The organism is Vibrio sp. V31_P5A7T61 (assembly GCF_009904895.1).
In the GTDB taxonomy this organism is placed as follows: domain Bacteria; phylum Pseudomonadota; class Gammaproteobacteria; order Enterobacterales; family Vibrionaceae; genus Vibrio; species Vibrio metschnikovii.
On record NZ_WXWI01000045.1, the window covers coordinates 1 to 18635 of the forward strand.

At 43.0% G+C, this 18635-nt stretch carries 17 protein-coding genes; 4 read left to right on the plus strand and 13 right to left on the minus strand.

The window, feature by feature from the left end:
• Together nrdB and yfaE are read left to right on the plus strand one after the other, a co-directional pair.
• Positions 1-898: class Ia ribonucleoside-diphosphate reductase subunit beta (gene nrdB / locus CAG58_RS09925; protein WP_161439738.1), on the plus strand; the 898-nt coding region annotated here is incomplete at its 5' end.
• Positions 898-1176 (plus strand): class I ribonucleotide reductase maintenance protein YfaE, encoded by a 279-nt coding sequence (gene yfaE, locus CAG58_RS09930; protein ID WP_004395361.1) that lies wholly within the window; start codon positions 898-900, stop codon positions 1174-1176. The genes nrdB and yfaE, both read left to right, overlap by 1 nt.
• A gap of 26 nt (positions 1177-1202) precedes the next feature.
• On the opposite strand, the gene CAG58_RS09935 is transcribed toward yfaE, so the two are convergent.
• Complete coding sequence (locus CAG58_RS09935; protein ID WP_040904342.1) at positions 1203-1469, minus strand: hypothetical protein; 267 nt, start codon at positions 1467-1469, stop codon at positions 1203-1205.
• A 192-nt stretch (positions 1470-1661) separates the two neighbouring features.
• Complete coding sequence (locus tag CAG58_RS09940) at positions 1662-2912, minus strand: CinA family nicotinamide mononucleotide deamidase-related protein (protein ID WP_161426560.1); 1251 nt, start codon at positions 2910-2912, stop codon at positions 1662-1664.
• A 286-nt stretch (positions 2913-3198) separates the two neighbouring features.
• Between CAG58_RS09940 and CAG58_RS09945 the strand changes: the two genes are divergently transcribed.
• Both CAG58_RS09945 and CAG58_RS09950 read left to right on the plus strand, forming a co-directional pair.
• Entirely contained in the window at positions 3199-4095 is an 897-nt protein-coding gene (locus CAG58_RS09945; RefSeq protein WP_004395363.1) for a DUF3943 domain-containing protein, read from the plus strand.
• A gap of 178 nt (positions 4096-4273) precedes the next feature.
• Entirely contained in the window at positions 4274-4786 is a 513-nt protein-coding gene (locus CAG58_RS09950; RefSeq protein WP_004395364.1) for a glycine cleavage system protein R, read from the plus strand.
• Between the two features lie 72 nt (positions 4787-4858).
• On the opposite strand, the gene nspC is transcribed toward CAG58_RS09950, so the two are convergent.
• The 11 genes from nspC to nhaA all read right to left on the minus strand — a co-directional run bounded on the left by nspC (position 4859) and on the right by nhaA (position 18275).
• Entirely contained in the window at positions 4859-5989 is a 1131-nt protein-coding gene (gene nspC, locus CAG58_RS09955) for a carboxynorspermidine decarboxylase (protein WP_161426559.1), read from the minus strand.
• A 165-nt stretch (positions 5990-6154) separates the two neighbouring features.
• Positions 6155-7399, minus strand: coding sequence for a carboxynorspermidine synthase (locus CAG58_RS09960; RefSeq protein ID WP_161426558.1), 1245 nt, complete (start codon positions 7397-7399; stop codon positions 6155-6157).
• 14 nt (positions 7400-7413) lie between these two features.
• Positions 7414-10299 (minus strand): pyridoxal phosphate-dependent class III aminotransferase, encoded by a 2886-nt coding sequence (locus CAG58_RS09965; RefSeq protein ID WP_161426557.1) that lies wholly within the window; start codon positions 10297-10299, stop codon positions 7414-7416.
• Between the two features lie 564 nt (positions 10300-10863).
• Positions 10864-11274, minus strand: a complete 411-nt coding sequence (mnhG, locus tag CAG58_RS09970) for a monovalent cation/H(+) antiporter subunit G (protein WP_161426556.1) — start codon at positions 11272-11274, stop codon at positions 10864-10866.
• The gene (locus CAG58_RS09975) at positions 11267-11542 is read right to left on the minus strand and encodes a monovalent cation/H+ antiporter complex subunit F (RefSeq protein ID WP_040904345.1); all 276 of its coding nucleotides are present in this window, start codon (positions 11540-11542) and stop codon (positions 11267-11269) included. Before CAG58_RS09975 ends, mnhG begins: the two co-directional genes overlap by 8 nt.
• 6 nt (positions 11543-11548) lie before the next feature.
• On the minus strand, positions 11549-12022 hold the full coding sequence (locus CAG58_RS09980; protein WP_161426555.1) for a Na+/H+ antiporter subunit E: 474 nt from the start codon (positions 12020-12022) through the stop codon (positions 11549-11551).
• Positions 12019-13515: a Na+/H+ antiporter subunit D gene (locus CAG58_RS09985; RefSeq protein WP_161426554.1), complete on the minus strand. Its 1497-nt coding sequence runs from the start codon at positions 13513-13515 to the stop codon at positions 12019-12021. The genes CAG58_RS09980 and CAG58_RS09985 overlap by 4 nt, the downstream gene beginning before the upstream one ends.
• Entirely contained in the window at positions 13512-13865 is a 354-nt protein-coding gene (locus CAG58_RS09990; RefSeq protein WP_154168320.1) for a Na+/H+ antiporter subunit C, read from the minus strand. The genes CAG58_RS09985 and CAG58_RS09990 overlap by 4 nt, the downstream gene beginning before the upstream one ends.
• A 5-nt stretch (positions 13866-13870) precedes the next feature.
• Positions 13871-14302 carry a Na+/H+ antiporter subunit B gene (locus tag CAG58_RS09995; protein ID WP_161426553.1) on the minus strand — a complete coding sequence of 144 codons (432 nt, stop codon included), beginning with the start codon at positions 14300-14302 and terminating at the stop codon, positions 13871-13873.
• A complete protein-coding gene (locus CAG58_RS10000; RefSeq protein ID WP_161429704.1) occupies positions 14299-16590 on the minus strand; it encodes a putative monovalent cation/H+ antiporter subunit A in 2292 nt (763 codons plus the stop codon). The genes CAG58_RS09995 and CAG58_RS10000 overlap by 4 nt, the downstream gene beginning before the upstream one ends.
• Before the next feature lie 491 nt (positions 16591-17081).
• Entirely contained in the window at positions 17082-18275 is a 1194-nt protein-coding gene (gene nhaA, locus CAG58_RS10005) for a Na+/H+ antiporter NhaA (protein WP_004395375.1), read from the minus strand.
• Positions 18276-18635 lie beyond the last annotated feature (360 nt).

The window sequence follows — 18635 nt, forward strand, 5'->3', positions numbered from 1 at the left end:
ATATCAAACTCTGCTCGATTCTATTCAAGGACGCAGCCCGAACGTTGCGCTACTTCCTTTAGTCTCATTACCTGAGCTTGAAACGTGGATTGAAACGTGGTCATTCTCTGAAACGATTCACTCTCGCTCTTACACACATATTATTCGTAATATCATCAATGATCCTGCGGTTGTATTTGATGATATTGTTGAAAATGAGCATATCCTTAAGCGTGCAAAAGACATCGCCCATTACTACGATGACTTAATCCAAGCGACGAATGATTATCATCGTTTTGGTGAAGGGAAACACCAGCTTAATGATGAAACGATTAATGTTAGTTTGACTGAGTTAAAGAAGAAGCTTTATCTCTGCTTGATGTCGGTTAATGCGCTAGAGGCGATTCGTTTTTACGTTAGTTTTGCCTGTTCGTTTGCGTTTGCCGAACGTGAACTGATGGAAGGGAATGCGAAAATCATTAAATTGATTGCTCGTGATGAGGCATTACACCTGACCGGTACACAGCATATGATTAATCTGCTTCGTAACGGATTGGATGATTTCACCTTCTTGCAAATCGCTGAAGAATGTAAGCAGCAATGTTTTGATTTGTTCAAAGAAGCAGCTGAACAAGAAAAAGAGTGGGCTGCGTATTTATTTAAAGATGGATCGATGATTGGTCTAAACCGCGACATCTTATGCCAATACGTTGAATACATTACGAATATCCGCATGCAAGCCGTCGGCCTAGAGCCAGCTTATCCAAAAGCAACCAGTAATCCGATCCCTTGGATTAATGCGTGGTTATCTTCTGATAATGTTCAAGTTGCCCCACAAGAAGCGGAGATAAGTTCGTACTTAGTCGGTCAAATTGATAATGAAGTCAATGCTGATGATTTTGAGGATTTCCAACTGTAATGGCCAGTGTCAAAATCAACAATACCGTAACCATTGAGTCTAATTCCTCTAATACGCTGTTAGAAAGCATGGAACAAGCGAGGTTAGAGCCAGAATATAATTGCCGAGACGGGCACTGTGGCGCGTGCCGCTGCACCCTTGTTTCCGGTGAAGTGGAATATGTTGGTTTTGCGATGGCTTATACGCAAGGTAATGAAATTCTACCCTGTATCTGCAAAGCAAAAAGCGCACTTGAGCTGGTTGGGGTGAATTATCGCCCAAAAGCCAAGCGCGCTTAATTTCTCGTGTTTATCTAAAGCCAGCACTATGCGCTGGCTTTAATACCAAATAACAGTCTATCGACCGTACTTCCTGATACCGATTTTTGCGCAATCTCCCTTCCCCCATCATCAAATAGAGACAATTGATAACCGTATTGATTTGGTGAGCAATCCTCTCTATTCGGTTCTTCTATTGGGGTATGCAGCCAAAGTGAAACCACATCTTGATGTTGATGAATTAACGCCTCACCTAAGATAACTTTTTGACTTGCGACTTTATACCAAACGAGAATTTTAGATTGATGGAACATACCAGCCTCCTGCCGAAATGAATCGAGCGAGTTGTTAGTCTACAGATAAATTCACTCGCTGGATCGATCATTTTTTCAGCTAAAAGGGCAAGCTTCAGCAAATCAAACGGTTACTATTTAGACTGATTAGGCATACTGCGGCTTATCTAAAACGTCTCTGGTAATAAGTTGGTAAATCACCATCTTATCAGGTCAAGATGGTTGTTTATTGAGCATGCTAGCTGGTAAATGCATCTCTTTAAGGCTCGTTACACTGCTATAGTGAGCGAATATCGGCTTCGCTGACAAATAACGACGTAGCATATCCCCCGCAATGGTTGCGATCAGCTGCTTTTGATCATCCATAGAATAAGTACGATTAAATTTTAACTGTTGTGCCCATTCGCCATGAGGGGTCGATAATGCCAAACAAAAGGCATCGTCTTGCAGTGGGCCACTGACTAACGCAAGATCTGTGGCACACTTCTCTTTTGTCGCTCCTGCCAACGCAAATACCGCAGCAAGAGGCTCTTGTTCACTCAGTCCGGCTTCAGCACCATGACTCAATATCCAACTATGACCACTTAAGCGAGCAATTTGCTCATCACTGAGTAACCAATAGGAAAGCCATCCCTTCGTCGCCTGCTCAGCTATCGATAACGACAGCCCTTTATCTCGCAATAAATGCCCAAGATGAGTCAGCATAGGTTCATCGACACTCACCACATAAGCTTCAATATGCGAATGAATCAGCTGTAATACCCTGACTCGTGTCGCTAAATCATTAGCCGGACCAAAAAGTTTAATTTCGATAAAAGGCAAATACGAGCGATAGCCAAGTTGATAACCTTGTGGAAGCTGTAACTTATCAAGCTTATCGGAAAGCCCGGATTCCGAGCTACCAAACGTATACAATTTGCTGCATTCAAAACCGACTTGTTGCGGAAACTGCTGTTGTAGATCTGGCAAAATCTGTTGCTGAACCATCAACTTAAACTCGCTTGGTACCCCTGGCGTAAAATAAAACCAGCAATCATTGATAGACAATTTAAATCCACATGCGGTACCAATAGGGTTATCAATCAGGGTCGCTTTCTCTGGTAACATCGCCTGTTTAAGATTACTGTCTGGCATGGTTTTTTGGCGCTGAGCAAAAAAACGTTGTAATACTTCAACCCATTCAGGAAAGACGACTAAACGTTGATCAGCAGCTTGAGCCGCCGCCGCTGTACTGAGATCATCGCTGGTCGGGCCTAATCCACCATTCACAATGACGACCTGATTATTGAAGCTGAGCATTAACAACTCTTCGACCAAGGCAGATTGACTATCACCTACCGTAGAACGTTTGGTGAGACTAAAGCCATTTTCAAAAAATAGCTGTGATAACCAAGCCGCATTGGTATCGACGATGTCACCATGCAATACCTCTTCTCCAGTACTTAACATTGCTATCTTGAGCATAGTTTGACCTTATTTGAGTACTCGTTTCTCATTATAGCCATCAGTATAACCAACCGATGGCATTAGATATACTTGGTTGAATGCTTAAATCCGAACCAACGCTATACTTGAACATTGAAAATGACCGCAAGCGGTAAGTCGTTCAATGAATAAGCCTATTGATCATTTTCATCATGAGCATTTTCATGGATAATTAACCCTTTATACTACTGAGCATGTTGAGCGAGCTAAAAACTCAACCGCTTGACCCCATCAACAACGATTTATTTAATGATTGGAGCGTTTTGTGCCTAAAAAATATAGTCTTGCATTGCTATTATCTTGCACTTCTTATGCCAATGCGGCGTACTATCAAATGCCCCAACATATAGAGTTATCTTATAATGTCGACTGTCTACAAGTCGTTTGTCATCAGCCAGAAGCCGTAGTTCCTTCGCAACTCACTTTTGTTACACCATTAAAGCAACAACCAACACTAAAGATCGAAGATTCATCACTACCGCGTTATTTAACCATTTCAGATACTCGGGACTGGGCTTATTTAAGAGGTCAAACATACACCATATTAGGACTCAGTGTTGCGACGGTAGGATTGATGACTCTGCTCCCTGAATCGATCACAAAATGGGATGAAGAGGACCGCAATCTAAGTGGCTTAGGCCGAAAATGGAAAGATAATGTCACTTCTGGACCAACGTGGGATCGCGATGAGCATTTTCTGAACTATATTATGCATCCATATTTTGGCGGGGTGTACTACACCGCGGCAAGACATGCTGGCTTTAATGAATTTGAGTCTTTTCTTTATTCGGCCACGATGTCGAGTTTCTTCTGGGAGTATGGTGTAGAAGCGTTTGCTGAAGTCCCCTCTTGGCAAGATCTCTTTATTACCCCTTTCTTTGGCGCGGTAGTCGGAGAACTGATGTTTGAGAAAGAGCAAGACATTGTCGCCAATGGTGGTGAAGTATTTGGTTCTCAACGTCTAGGCAGCGTCAGCCTCTTTCTGTTGAATCCTGTTGGACACATTCATAGTTGGGTCAGTGATGCTTGGGGTGGTAGCGCTGAAGTGACATTCCAAAGTACACCTTGGTTTGGTGATAGCAATGCGGCTAAATTTGCCCTCGATTCCGGTGCAAAATACGATAGTCAGTTCTATGGTATTGATTTTAAAATTTCTTTTTAACGGATTCTCAAGGTGGCCTTTTCGCTAAAGGTCACCTTATTCAATGACTTTTGTGCGAAAAATAGAATTATCAGACCTTGATCGGTATCCTTTTCGCAAACATTGACCTACCTCAATTTTTATTCATCATAACCGCCTACACTGATAATAAGCGTTCAGGCTATGCTAGGAGGTCATTATGAATAGTACTTTTATTGTAAACTTTGTTGGCACAGCCACTGCCGCAACGATCAAACAATTGGCGGCGATCACTCATGAAAATGAGGGCAAATGGCTAATCAGCAAAGTCAACTTCATCGACAATCAAGTGGCCGCGGTGATTAAAATTGAAGTACCGCAAAACAACGCGGACATAGTGAAATCCGCCTTTCAATCTCACTCCGAATTGCTGGTACAAATTATTGATTGTGAAGCACAAACAAACCAAGAAGAGCAGATTTATCACGTCCGCTTAGATGCCAATGATCGGTTTGGGATTGTTAATGAAATCACCCATTTACTTGATGGGCAAGGGATCAATATTCTTGATATGGATTGTCAACGAGTGTTTTTAGCAACCGGTGGTGGCGTAAGCTCGAGCCTATTTAGTTCAACGATGGCCATTCGTTTACCAGCAGAAATCCGGATTGAAGATGTCATTAAAGAGCTGGAAGCACTCAGTGAAGATACCCGAGTGATGTTGGAATCTTAAATAAAATGGGTCCAATAAAATAACAAAGGGAGGCAAACGCCTCCCTAATTGCTATGCAGTGCTAAGCAAAAGTTAAACCGACCACTGAGACAAAGAACGTTTAAAGTCTTGATAACCAAATTCATTTAATTTAATGATTTGTCCATCACGGCGCTCGCAATACACCGATGGCATTTTTAGGCCATTAAACCAGTTTAGCTTCACCATGGTATAACCGGCGCTGTCCATGATATGCAGCTTTTGCCCGATCTGTAATGGCTCAGCAAACTTGGCAACACAGAACTGATCACCAGCAAGACAAGAGCAAGAACCAATCACATACTCATGTTCACCCTGTTCATTGGCTTCAAGTACCGATGCTGGTTCACGATAAATCAAAGTATCAAGACGATGAGCTTCTGTCGCCGAATCAACAATCGCGGTTTGCATTTCGTTATCTACAATATCAACAACGGTCACGACTAAATCTGTGGTTTGAGTAATGATCGCTTCACCCGGTTCAAGGTACAACTGAACCTTGTGCTTATCAGCAAAAGCTTTCAGCGCATCGGCGAGTTTATCTACATCGTAGCCCGGCCAAGTAAAGAAGACACCGCCACCTAAGCTTACCCAGTCAAGTTTATCGAGATAAGCACCAAACTTTTCAGAAATCGCATCAAGCAGCGCAATAAATGCGTCCACATCCTTGTTCTCACAGTTCATGTGGAACATCACACCATTGATAGAGTCGAAAACGCTGGTATCTAACTTATCAAACTGTACTCCGAGACGAGAAAATTTACGAGCAGGGTTAGCTAAATCTTGCCCCGCATAACTCACTCCCGGATTTAAACGTAAACCTAGTGATGCCTTACCTTCCACCAAGTGGCGATAAGCCGCCAACTGAGATTGAGAGTTAAAGATCATTTTGTCGCAAATATCAGCAACCTCTTTAACATCCTGCTCACTGTAACCAACACTGTAAGCGTGAGTTTCACCGCCAAACTTCTCATAACCTAGCTTGACTTCAAACGGGCCCGAGCTGGTCGTGCCATCAAGGTAAGGCTTAATGATGTCAAACACGCCCCAAGTCGAGAAACATTTCAATGCTAGCACTAATTTAACCCCTGAACGTTCTTTTAAACGCTTAGCGATTTCCAAATTAGCGATCAACTTCGCTTCATCGATCATGAAGTAAGGGGTGTTTAATTCACTCTTTTGCATCTGATTTTATTCCTATTCATATCCAGTGACTTTCGTTACTGGAAATATCCTAAAAAGGAAAAAACAGCCGCTACTCAGTAGCTGCTGTTTTAAACACGCGGTATTTATTTCACATCTCTAGAATCAATATCCAAGCAATCAGTTCTAGGATGCCCTCAGCGATCATTACTTGAGAATTTTAATATCAGGCTGTCCTGGCTCAAGTTCAATCACATCCCAGTCCAAACCAATTGATGGCATGGTTTCTAAGAACGGATCGGGATTCAGCTGCTCCATATTGAACACACCGGCTTGTGCCCACTCACCACGGAAAAACTGTAGCGCAGCAGTAATCGCAGGTACACCCGTCGTGTAAGCAATTGCTTGGTGCTCAACATCCTTATAAGCCACTTGGTGATCAGCGTTATTATAGATAAAGACACTGCGTTCTTTGCCGTCTTTTCTACCTTGAACCCAAGTACCAATACAGGTCAATCCGGTATAACCAGGAGCGAGTGACGTTGGATCGGGTAACATGGCTTTTAACACTTGCAATGGTTTCACTACCGTTCCGTCATGCAGAGTTAATGGCTCTGGATTCAGTAAACCAATATCTTTCATCACATTAAAGTAATTCAGGTAGCGATCGCCAAAGCCCATCCAGAATTCAATCCGTTTAGCTGGAATATATTCCTGTAGCGAACGAATCTCGTCATGAGACATTGAATAGACTTTAAAGTTACCGCAATTAGGGAAATCAAACTCCAGCATACGGGTATGGCAAGGAACGCTTTTCCACTGTCCCTCTTCCCAATAGAAAGAGTCACCCTGAATTTCCAGTAAGTTAGTTTCTGGATCAAAGTTGGTGGCGAATTTTTTACCATGATCGCCCGCGTTAATGTCTAACACGTCGATGGTATCAATTTCATCAAATAAATGTTTGACCGCATAAGCGGCAAATACACTCACCACACCTGGATCGAAACCCGCACTCAAAATACCAGTAATACCTGCTTGTTTAAACTTATCACGAAATGCCCATTGCGGATCGTAAGCTTCTGGTACTTGCTGCCCTTCTGTGCATAAGTCAACAGCCACTGACGTATCTAGATAAGAGACTTTTGCTTGGTAGCAAGCTTCCATAATTGTGACGTTAACCCAAGGAGGACCAGCATTGATCACTAGATCAGGCTTAACCTCATTAATCAACGCAACAAGTGCAGCAACATCATCGGCATCCACTGCGCGAGCTTCTAGCTTCTTAGTCGAATCTTTAAGGTTATTTTTACCTTTAATGGATTCAATGATCTTCTCACACTTCCCGATAGAACGAGAAGCAATGGTAATATCACCCAGTACGTCATTGTTTTGCGCTGCTTTGTGAGCAACTACCCAACCAACACCGCCCGCACCAATCTGTAGAATTGACATAGTATCCGTTACCTTTATTTCGCTAGCTCAACCGCTAGAGTTTCAATTTTAGCCAGTAAAGATTCAAAATCTGAAATCTTTAAGCATGGGTTCAAGATTGTGAATTTCAAAGCTGTTTTGCCATCCACTATGGTTTCGCCAAGTACAGCGACACCGCGTACCAAGGCCTGCAGACGAACGGTTTTGTTCAGCTCATCTAAATCAGACGCTTGTGTGTTTACCGCGCGGAACAACACGGTAGATAAACAAGGTTCAGCTAACAGTTCAAAAGCGTCATGCTGGCGAACTAGCTGCGCCACTTGTTGAGTTTGCTCAAGCAAGTGATCATACATGGCACCCATTTGTTGTGGTCCCACGTTTTGCATAGTCATAAACACTTTTAACGCATCAAAGCGTTTGGTCGTCGCAATCGATTTATCGACCAAGTTTGGTAACGTATCGTGTTCACGGTTTAAATAATCCGCATGATGAAGCAGGTATTTAAAGTTATGCTTATCTTTCAGTAGTAACGCACCGCAACTGATGGTTTGGAAAAACAACTTATGGAAATCGACACTAATAGAGTGAGCGCGTTCGATACCATTTAAACGCTGTTTATGGCTGCTCAAAATCAGCGCGCCGCCATAAGCACTATCAACGTGCATCCATAGATCATGTTGCTGAGCGGCATCGGCAATCGCCACTAAGTCATCAATGGCACCGTGATCGGTTGTCCCTGCCGTACCCACAATCGCAAAAGGTATTAACCCTTCCGCTTTCGCTTGATTAATCACAGCATCTAGCTGAGTGACATCCATCGTGCCATTTGGCAGTGCGTCCACAGCAAGAATGGCTTTTTCACCTAAACCCATCCAAGAGGCGGATTTTTGTACCGTAAAGTGTGATTTTTTCGAGCAAACAATCCGCAGCTTATCGGCATAGTCAGGCAAACCAAGTTTTTGAATCGAATGACCACTTAATTTATCGGCAATCCAATCACGAGCTAACATCAAGCCCATTTGGTTACTTTGCGTGCCACCACTGGTAAAAATACCGTCCGCTTGTGAACCTAAGTGGTATTTGTCACACATCCAATCGACCACTTTCTGCTCAACAAACGTTGCCGCAGAAGATTGATCCCAAGAATCCATGGATTGATTGAGTGAAGCGATGATCGCCTCAGCCACTACCGATGGCATCAATGGTGGAGTATGTAAATGAGCAATACAATCTGGATGCTGAACAATGATTGAATTTTTAGCAATCAGTTCAGCAGTATCTGAAATCACATCGTGCAAAGACGCATTTTTATTATCCAGATCAACGGCGTTAATCGCATTTTCGAGGATCTTTGGCTCTAACCCCGAATAAGGCGCATTAACTTGCTCAAATACTGCTTTCATTGCAGCCGTAGTGTGATTCATTACTTGAGCGAACGCTTGGCTGCCTAAATGCCCAGTATGGATAAAATGCTTTTTCCACTGGTCATTCGCGGCTTCAGGTTCTTTCGAGCCTCCGCCAGCCGCAAGAATGGCTTCTTCTAACACACGTAATGCAAAATCAATTTGCTCGAAAGAGATGATCAATGGTGGTAAGAAGCGGATCACCGAACCATCACGCCCGCCTTTCTCGACAATTAGTCCGCGCTCTAATGCGGCGCGTTGAATCGCCAGCGTTAATTGCGGTGCCGATTTAGGCTCACCAAATTGATTAAGCTCACCACTTGGATCTTGAATTTCTAAGCCAAGCATCAGACCTTTACCACGAACCTCGGCAATACAATTCACACGGCGTTGAATGTTTTCTAAGCCCATGCGCAAGTATTGCCCCGCAATATTGGCGTGCTCAACCAAATTATCACGAACAATAATTTCTAGTGCTTTGGCCCCAGATATCATCGCTAATTGGTTACCGCGGAAAGTACCCGTATGTTCGCCTGGACGCCATGTATCGTGCTGTTTATTGATCACCAAAATCGACATCGGTAAACCACCGCCAATCGCTTTTGATAAGCAAAGTACATCAGGAATGATTCCTGATTCTTCAAACGCAAAGTGATAGCCGGATTTACCTACGCCACACTGAATCTCATCGAAAATCAGTAAAATACCATGTTCATCGCAGATACGGCGCAATTCACGTAGCCAAAATGCTGGCGCGGGGATAACGCCACCTTCACCTTGCACGGGCTCAACAATAATGGCAGCCGGTTTCATAATGCCGGCTTCGTCATCATGCAATAAGCGCTCTATATAACGAATGCTGGCTTTGGCTCCTTCATCACCGCCGAGTCCAAACGGACAACGCAGGCTGTATGGGAAGGGCATAAAATGCACATCGGACATTAAACCGGTACGACGAGCCTTGGTATTTAGGTTGCCCATCATACCCATCGTCCCATTGGTCATGCCGTGGTAAGCGCCACGAAACGCAAACATGGTATTACGACCGGTCGTTTGCTTCGCTAATTTAATCGCGGCTTCGACGGCATCCGCACCAGAAGGACCACAAAACTGAATGACACACTGTTCAGCAAGTTCTGTCGGTAAAAATCCTTTCACTGTTTTAATAAAATGGGTTTTTGCCGTAGTCGCTATATCCAAGGTTTGATAAGGCAAGCCAGAATCGAGCTGGTCTTTCAACGCTTGATTGATTTCAGGATGGTTATAGCCTAACGCAAGCGTTCCTGCGCCAGCTAAACAATCGAGGAAAAGCTGTCCACGGGTATCTTCCACTAAACAGCCAAAAGCCTGTTTAATCGCAATCGGTAAACGACGTGGGTAAGAACGTACCGCGGATTCGTGTTCAGCTTGATCAAGCAAAACTTGATCAGGCGTTAGATCATAAAGACCATCTAGTATTGGTACTTGGTTGGAAAAACAGGTTGCGATAGTGTTATCGACTTCAAAGGCTGTACTCATCTTCGTCCCCTTGAAATGGTTAAAATTCTGTCCATTATTCATCGTCGTGCGAGGAAAAATGACAAATAGCAAAATTTCCGATGCTGTCGTAAGACACCTTCGGAATACGGACCATTAGCGTAAATGGCAAATCACTAAAACAGAGAATCAAGGTTCGGTTATGCTGCTGTCTTGATAAACAGGGCATAGAGGAAGCACAAAGCTGATTATTAATGTGTGTAAGTTAAGTGAGTTCAATGTTGGGTTTCCCATTCACATGCTGTTTCCACAGCAAGAGTATCCCGTCTATCAGCAAAAGGTTTGCTGATACCTACCCTACGTGGTGCCGCAATCAGCTTGAATGTTCACCACGCGTATCCCCCAGAAAACGCAGTCCGAGATTGAGGCGGACGTTAACATAAAATTGACCGCGTTAGCAATGATTTTTATTCTATCACTCAGCCAAATAATCACTGTATCATTCATACTCTTGAGCAATAAGTGGTAAAAAACCTCTAGCGCATGATCCATGCACTAGAGGTTGATGATTAAACATAATAAAAGAGCAATTAGAGTTGGTTGACCCTAGTTTTTGTTGTCGTGTTCTTTACCCGCAGGCTCGGCTTCTTTGACGGGTAAATGACGGCTGGCCAATTCATGCGTTTCTAGATCATAACGTTCTTTAATCACGTCCTTCACGACACCATCCCACTGTGGTACGCCAACAAAATAACTAGCGCGAGCTAAAACATGAGCAGCAATCGGTGCCGTCAAGATGACAAACACCACAACAGCGAGTGCTCGTACCACAAAGGCCATATCTCCCCAGTTAACAACAGCAAACGCAACCACCATTAAGCCAACACCCAATGCCCCAGCTTTGGTTGTTGCATGCATGCGAGTCAGTAAATCTGGCATTCGATTAATACCGATGCCTGCTAGCAACATTAAAAATGAACCCGTCAGAATGAGTATCGCAATAATTACATCAGTCATCGTCTCTGTGTCCTCGTTTTTCTAAATAACGGGAAAAACCGACCGCTGCCATAAACGACGTTAAGGCCAACACAATCGCCACATCAATAAAATAAGGTTGTTGATAGCGAATGCTGTAGAGCACGACTAAGCCAACGGTTAAAGAGGCCATTAACTCTAAGGCCACCACCCTATCAGGTAAAGATGGGCCTTTTAATAAACGTACCGTTGCCAAAACCAAGCTAATTGCTAACATGGCAAAGCAAAGGGTATAAACAATATTCAACATAGTCTGTTACCCCAGTAAATCAATCACACGAGCTTCAAGACGCTTGAACTCTTCAATCTGACGAGCTTCATTCTCGAAGTACATTAAATGGACATACAACACGCTTCTATCGGTGGCCACATCCAATGCCAAAGATCCCGGTGTTACGGTAATTAATGTCGCAAACATAGTGATCGCCCCTTCGTCTCGTAAATCGAGAGGAATAGCAATCACAGCTGGTTTCATTAAATGCGTCGGCGTTAATACATCATAAGCCACTCGCCCATTAGCCTTAATTAAATCCCAAATGAAAAACAGTCCAAAATTAATCATTTTCGGTAATTTTGTTAAGTAAACCTTAAATGTAGGGCTATCTCTTAACAAATAAGCCAAAATCACATAGCTCATCAGCATACCGGCAAATAAGTTGGAAATGGTATAAACGCCTGATAATACTAACCAGACTAGAGCAAGCAGCATATTCAATCCAAAGGCTTTCATGACTGACCTCCAAGTACCGCATCAATATAAACTTGTGGATTCATCACCTGCTCAGCAGCCATAGACGCCAGTTGTATAAACCACTCGGCATACAGACCAATGGTGATGGTCATTCCTGCCATTAAAATGATTGGGAAATACATACAAAAACGCTCGCCGTCGCTCATTAAAGACTTCGTTTCACCAGTATTAGGAAGTGGTTTCCAAAACGCTTCTGACCAAATTTTAATCATTGAATAGAGTGTTAATAAACCAACGGCTAAAGAGGCAACAACCATTAACCACGCTTGTGCATCTAAGCCTGCTTTAATAACTACATATTTAGCAAAAAAACCAGACAATGGGGGGATACCAGCTAAAGACATAGCTGGTATGGCAAATAATATGGATAACACAGGTGCTGATTTATACAAACCACCTAATTTATCAAGTTTATTGGTCCCATGCCGCCTATTGATCACACCACTGATCAAAAATAGATTTGTTTTAACGATAATATGATGAAAAAGATAAAAAATACCGCCCGTAATGGCTAGTGGAGTAAATAGAGCTAAGCCTACAAGCATGTAGCCAATTTGACTGACAATATGGAAAGATAAGATACGTCTCACTTCAAATTGCGCGGCCGCACCTAGTACACCCGTTATCATTGTTAAAATACCCATCCAAAGTAGTAAAGTATGATGAGTAAATGCAATATCACCGACAAAAATAACACTAAACACACGATATAGAGCGTAAACACCGACTTTAGTGAGAAGTCCTGCAAATACCGCAGAAATAGCAACCGGTGGCGTGTGATAAGAAGCTGGTAACCAAAAGAACAATGGAAAAGCGGCCGCTTTAATACCGAAAGCGACTAAAAACAGTAACGAGATCACCGTAATTACTCCGGCATTCTCTGATGTAGAAAGCTTACTCCCTAAATCGGCCATATTGAGTGTGCCTGCGTACGAATAAAGCAGACCAACTGCGCTTAAAAATAGCGCTGATGAGAGTAAGTTAAGTGTCACATATTTAAGTGCTCCTTCCATCTGTTCTCTTTCGCCACCAAGAATTAATAATCCAAAGGACGCGACCAGCATGATTTCAAACCAAACATAAAGGTTGAAAATATCGCCAGTTAAAAAAGCACCGATAACACCAGCTAACATTAAATGTAACAATGGATAAAAACCGAATTTTTCATGGTTTTCATTCATTGTCGCTAATGCATAAATAGCAATACAAAATGCAACAAAAGCGGAAACTGTAACCATGATAACCGCTAATAAATCCGCAACCAATGAAATACCAAATGGGGCTTCCCACCCACCTAAATGGGTCACTTGAATTCCATTATTATATACGTCATTAAACAATATTAATGCCGCAATAAGTAATGCTGAATTTGTCACCACACTGACCCAACGTTGAAGTGTTCTATGACGCCAAATGATCATAGACAACGCTGCTGCAAACATAGGAATAAGAATAGGCATTAATAACATCATAATTGAGTATCTGTCGTCTTCATTTTGTTCATGTCATCCGCACCAATGACTTTATAGGCGCGATGTATCAGTACTACGGCAAAAGCCAGTACGCCAAAGCTGATCACAATCGCCGTTAATATCAAAGCTTGTGGGAGTGGATCGGCAATCTCAGCAAACGGCACCGTCATGCCTACCGGGATCAACGGCGGAGCACCTCTCACTAACCCCCCTCCGGTGAAAATCAGTAAATTAGCCGCATTGGATAAGATCATTAAACCAATAACAAGCTTAACAATACTGCGACGTAGCATCATAAATAGTGCAGCGGCATACAATCCGCCAATCACGAAAGCAAATAAAGTGGTCATATGAATTAATCCTCCACTTCAGCGAGGGTCAGCAATAACGTCGTCACCATACCAATAACGACCAGATAAACCCCGATATCAAATAATAATGGTGTACTCAATTTCAGCTCACCGACACCAGGCAGATAAACCGTCCACCACACACTGGTCAAAAATTCGCTGCCGGACAGAATCACACCGATCACACCACTAAACATGGCAATCATTAATCCAACCCCCATCAATTGTGAACCATCGACACCGATTAGGCGTTGGGTCTGGACTGGTGTGAAAGCAAACAGATGCAAGGCAAAAGCACTGGAAGCAACAAGACCAGCGATAAAGCCGCCCCCCGGCTCATTATGTCCACGCAGCAATAAGAAAATCGAAAACAACAACAACATTGGCAATAAAAATCGTGCCGCGACTTGTAAAATTAACGCGCTATCTGTTTTCATGATTTATTTTTCTCCAACTTGATCATCGCCGTTACCCCAATGGCGGCCAAAGCAAGAACAAATAGTTCACCCAAGGTATCTAACGCACGATAATCAACCAGTATTACGTTAACAATATTGCGTCCTTTTGCTATCACATAACTATTTTCAATTAGGTAATCACTGATCCGATCGGGCTCGGCAAATTGGGTCACGGTCATCACCAGCAATGTCATCATGCCACCAAACACAATGGCGACAAAAGCATCACGCCAACGAACGTCTGAACTTGATAAGCGTTGAAAACGCGGCAATTTAAACAATACAAAGACCAACATGATCACCGTTAGCGTTTCAATCAGTATCTGAGTGATCGCCAAATCAGGGGCACTAAAGAAGACATAGATCAACGCCATACTAAAGCCTAGTGCGCCGATCGCTGCAACCGCACCCAAACGCTGCGAGGTGATACAGGCATAACTCACCACCGCAATAATGATGCCCGAGATCAAAATTTCATAAACCTCAACGCCAGAAAAATCCAGCGTACCATACCAACCAACGCGAGTGGCAATGGTGTAGCCAACCAATACAATAGTCGTAATAAAGATGGTTAAAATGTAATTTGAAAGATAACCATTTTGTATACGACCTGTTAGCCATTTAGAAAAAATCACTAACCCTTGCATAAAGAGGTCGTAGCCTTTTTCTGGGCCATAGTTAAGTAAAGGCTTAGCCAAAATAGCTTTAGGCGCTAAATGGCCCCAGCGTTTAAAGAGTAAATAGCCCCCTGCCAATGCGACTGCACTGAGCAGTAAAGGTAAATTAAATCCATGCCATAAAGATAAAGCGATAGGATCAACCGTATACCCAGAAATGGATGAAGCTGCAGCAGTAATGAGTGGCGAAACCAAGGATGGAATCAAACCAAAGATTAGCCCTAAACTTGCGAGGAGTGAAAAGCCAACCCGCATAGCAAAAGGAGCTTCATGGGCTTCTTTCGGCGTTGTGATCACCTCTCCCCAAAACGGCTTAATCGCAACCAGTCCGGCACAAGCCGCTAAGCAGATGGAAGAGACTACGCCAACAAACAGTAATGCACTTTGCCATGGACTGGTTAACAGCCCTTCTAACATCGCTTCTTTAGCAATAAAACCGAAAACCGGTGGAATACCTGCTAGAGCTAATGCCGCTAGTGACATAAAAATCGCCGTCTGTGGCATGCTGCGCCGTAAACCACTCAACTGACGAATGTCTTTGGTTCCTGTCTCATGGTCCACCGTACCGGCGGCCATAAACAAAGCCCCCTTGTACAGTGCATGGGCCAATAAAAACACCATGGCAGCAATTAACGCCGCTTCCGTACCAATCCCTATTAATAGGGTTAAGGTGCCTAAAGAAGCAACCGTGGTATAAGCCAAAATACGTTTTAGATCGGTACTCGTCACCGCCATTACTGAGCCTACCAACATCGTCAATGCACCGACGCTGACGAGCAGCATCGTCCACGTACTGTCTCCTGCCATGACTGGTTGTAAGCGAGCCATTAAATAGATACCGGCTTTTACCATCGTAGCGGAATGTAGAAATGAGCTGACTGGCGTTGGTGCTGCCATTGCGTTTGGTAGCCAAAAATGAAACGGAACCTGAGCCGATTTAGTAAATGCTCCCGCCAATACCAGTAACATCATCGGTAAAAATAAGCTATGTTGCTGGATTTCTGTTCCTTGACGGACAATTTGATCCAACTGGTAAGTACCGGCAATCTGACCGAGTAATATGACTCCCGCCATTAAAGCAAGGCCACCACCGACCGTAACAAACAGCCCCTGTAAGGCTGATTTACGCGACTTTTCTTGCTCATGATGAAAACCAATCAGCATGTATGAAGTAATACTGGTCAGTTCCCAGAAAACAAACATCGCCATAATGTTGTTCGCTAACACGACACCAAGCATTGCTCCCATAAATGCACAAAGATACATCACTAGCTTACGCTGATCGACGTGGCCTGACAGGTAACTCCCTGCATACACGACAACTAACGTGCCGATCCCAGTGATCAATAATGCAAACAATAGGCTTAAGCCATCAAGACGAATATCAAGCGAAATGCCTAATGACGGAATCCAATCATAATAGAATAATAAGCTATGCCCAGCTGTCACCTGTGGAACAAAGCCTAAGAAATACACAAACAGCAAAGCAGGAAGCAAAGCAACCCACCATACTGCACGCTCACCTAATTGGCGATACAGCCAAGGTACAAAAAAAGCAACAATAAAACCTGACATTAATGCTAATAGCATCTAATGACCTCCAAACGTCGAAATCTTGCTGTAGACAACAAGGGGTCGTTTCCCTAATGCAAGTGATTAAATGACAACCACACTAAAAATAAAGCTGCACGGCGAATGCAAACCGTGTTACGTATTATCCTAAAAGGTTAATACTTTAATATAAACAACTTACATGAAGAGTAGCTTACTCTTCCTAAAACAAGAAAGCATAAAAACAAAGTTTTATGCTTTCTGAGAGTATATTGACCTTTCAAGGGATTTTTCTATAAACCATGAAGCATTAACACAAAGTAAAGATAGGCACATGCATCGTTGTTCAGCACCAACCAGAACTTACGTTACTGCTATCACCGATGTATACGGCTCGAACAGTCAATAAGGCCTAGTATCTCCTTAACTAAGGCTCTAATACCATAGGATAGCAATCTCTTGAAACATTAAGCCACTATCCAATCATACTATGTTTAATCCGCCGACTAGATTGGCGAAGCATTGAGTGATTAGAACTTCGCTTTGATCTCCTTCACTAAAATAGGCTCATCAAGCAATACTTTTTTCGGTAGCGTAGCACGTAGCATAATATAGCCCGCCAGCGCCGCGGCGGTTGACCCAATCAAGATACCTAAACGGGCATAATTATCCAAAATAAGATGAGCATGACCGAACGCTAACGAAGAGATAAAGATCGACATCGTAAAGCCGATACCACATAACACCGAGACAGCAAAAATATGCCGAGTATCAATCCCTTCTGGTAACTTTGTCATCCCTAACTTGACGGAAATCCAGCTAAAGGTAAAGATGCCAAGCGGTTTACCGACAAAAAGCCCTAACGCGACACCAACAGGTAACGTTGATGTTAATCCCGCTAACGAGATCCCTTCTAACGAGATCCCCGCATTCACAAAAGCAAACAGCGGTAGAATGGCAAACGTTGACCATGGATGTAACCAATGCTCTAAGCGCTTTAATGGCGATGGAGAGGTTGCCTGTTTACCTTTCAAAGGAATCGCAAAACCGATCATCACGCCAGCAAGGGTGGCATGAATACCTGACTGTAGGACAGCAAACCATAATATTGCGCCAAGTATCAAGTATGGCACTAACGACGTGACCTTGTAACGATTAAGTAAGTATAAACCACCGGCCGTCAGTAAACCCATTGCTAACGCAAAACTCGATAGCTCACTGGTATAAAATAGGGCAATAATAATAATCACGCCAAGGTCATCAATAATCGCCAACGCTAATAGAAAAGCCTTCAAACTCACAGGCACTCGATTACCCAGTAACGCCATAATCCCCAAAGCAAAGGCAATATCGGTGGCCGCAGGAATCGCCCATCCCTGGCTTGCCGTAGGATCCGCTGAATTAAACCAAGTGTAGACCAATGCCGGCGCTAACATTCCCCCTAAAGCAGCAATGGCTGGGAATAAAGCCTGCTCTTTTGATTTTAGCGATCCTTCGATTAATTCGCGTTTTACTTCTAGGCCAATTAATAAAAAGAAAATCGCCATCAGCCCATCGTTGACCCAATGAGAGAGAGACATACCGAAGACATAAGCATGCAGAGCATGCTGATAAAGCTCATTAACAGGTGAATTGGCAATCAACATAGCCGCAATAGCAGCCATAACTAATAACACTCCACCCGCGGCTTCTGTTTTAAAGAAACTACGAATCATGCGTATCATGGGGATATCGTCCTTTGTGATGATAAGAATCAACGATGAAATGTACCTAACGACACTAAACACAATAAATCCGGTACAAGAAGATGAGATTGAGTCTACTCACTCGCTGCTCGGTTTAAAAATCGCTTCTAATGAAACAAAACATCGGAAAATCCGATCTATAAAGACAAAACAAACGTAATTTCCGTCGTTAAAACAGACAAAAATAATGTAATAAAATATGTTCACTCAAAAATCACATCAAAAGATCATTTATAAAAATAAAACTTATCAAATAGTTAAAATGACAATGTCAATTTTAAAGGAGGAAAATCAGAATTCGAAAGAAGTCAAGACACGATAAAATGAACAGTCATGCTT

Bases quoted from the DNA above. Each gene is read 5' to 3' on its own strand.
- yfaE (WP_004395361.1), top strand. From the start codon at position 898: ATGGCCAGTGTCAAAATCAACAATACCGTAACCATTGAGTCTAATTCC.
- CAG58_RS09935 (WP_040904342.1), bottom strand. From the start codon at position 1,469: ATGTTCCATCAATCTAAAATTCTCGTTTGGTATAAAGTCGCAAGTCAA.
- CAG58_RS09940 (WP_161426560.1), bottom strand. From the start codon at position 2,912: ATGCTCAAGATAGCAATGTTAAGTACTGGAGAAGAGGTATTGCATGGT.
- CAG58_RS09950 (WP_004395364.1), top strand. From the start codon at position 4,274: ATGAATAGTACTTTTATTGTAAACTTTGTTGGCACAGCCACTGCCGCA.
- nspC (WP_161426559.1), bottom strand. From the start codon at position 5,989: ATGCAAAAGAGTGAATTAAACACCCCTTACTTCATGATCGATGAAGCG.
- CAG58_RS09960 (WP_161426558.1), bottom strand. From the start codon at position 7,399: ATGTCAATTCTACAGATTGGTGCGGGCGGTGTTGGTTGGGTAGTTGCT.
- CAG58_RS09965 (WP_161426557.1), bottom strand. From the start codon at position 10,299: ATGAGTACAGCCTTTGAAGTCGATAACACTATCGCAACCTGTTTTTCC.
- mnhG (WP_161426556.1), bottom strand. From the start codon at position 11,274: ATGACTGATGTAATTATTGCGATACTCATTCTGACGGGTTCATTTTTA.
- CAG58_RS09975 (WP_040904345.1), bottom strand. From the start codon at position 11,542: ATGTTGAATATTGTTTATACCCTTTGCTTTGCCATGTTAGCAATTAGC.
- CAG58_RS09980 (WP_161426555.1), bottom strand. From the start codon at position 12,022: ATGAAAGCCTTTGGATTGAATATGCTGCTTGCTCTAGTCTGGTTAGTA.
- CAG58_RS09985 (WP_161426554.1), bottom strand. From the start codon at position 13,515: ATGATGTTATTAATGCCTATTCTTATTCCTATGTTTGCAGCAGCGTTG.
- CAG58_RS09990 (WP_154168320.1), bottom strand. From the start codon at position 13,865: ATGACCACTTTATTTGCTTTCGTGATTGGCGGATTGTATGCCGCTGCA.
- CAG58_RS09995 (WP_161426553.1), bottom strand. From the start codon at position 14,302: ATGAAAACAGATAGCGCGTTAATTTTACAAGTCGCGGCACGATTTTTA.
- CAG58_RS10000 (WP_161429704.1), bottom strand. From the start codon at position 16,590: ATGCTATTAGCATTAATGTCAGGTTTTATTGTTGCTTTTTTTGTACCT.
- nhaA (WP_004395375.1), bottom strand. From the start codon at position 18,275: ATGATACGCATGATTCGTAGTTTCTTTAAAACAGAAGCCGCGGGTGGA.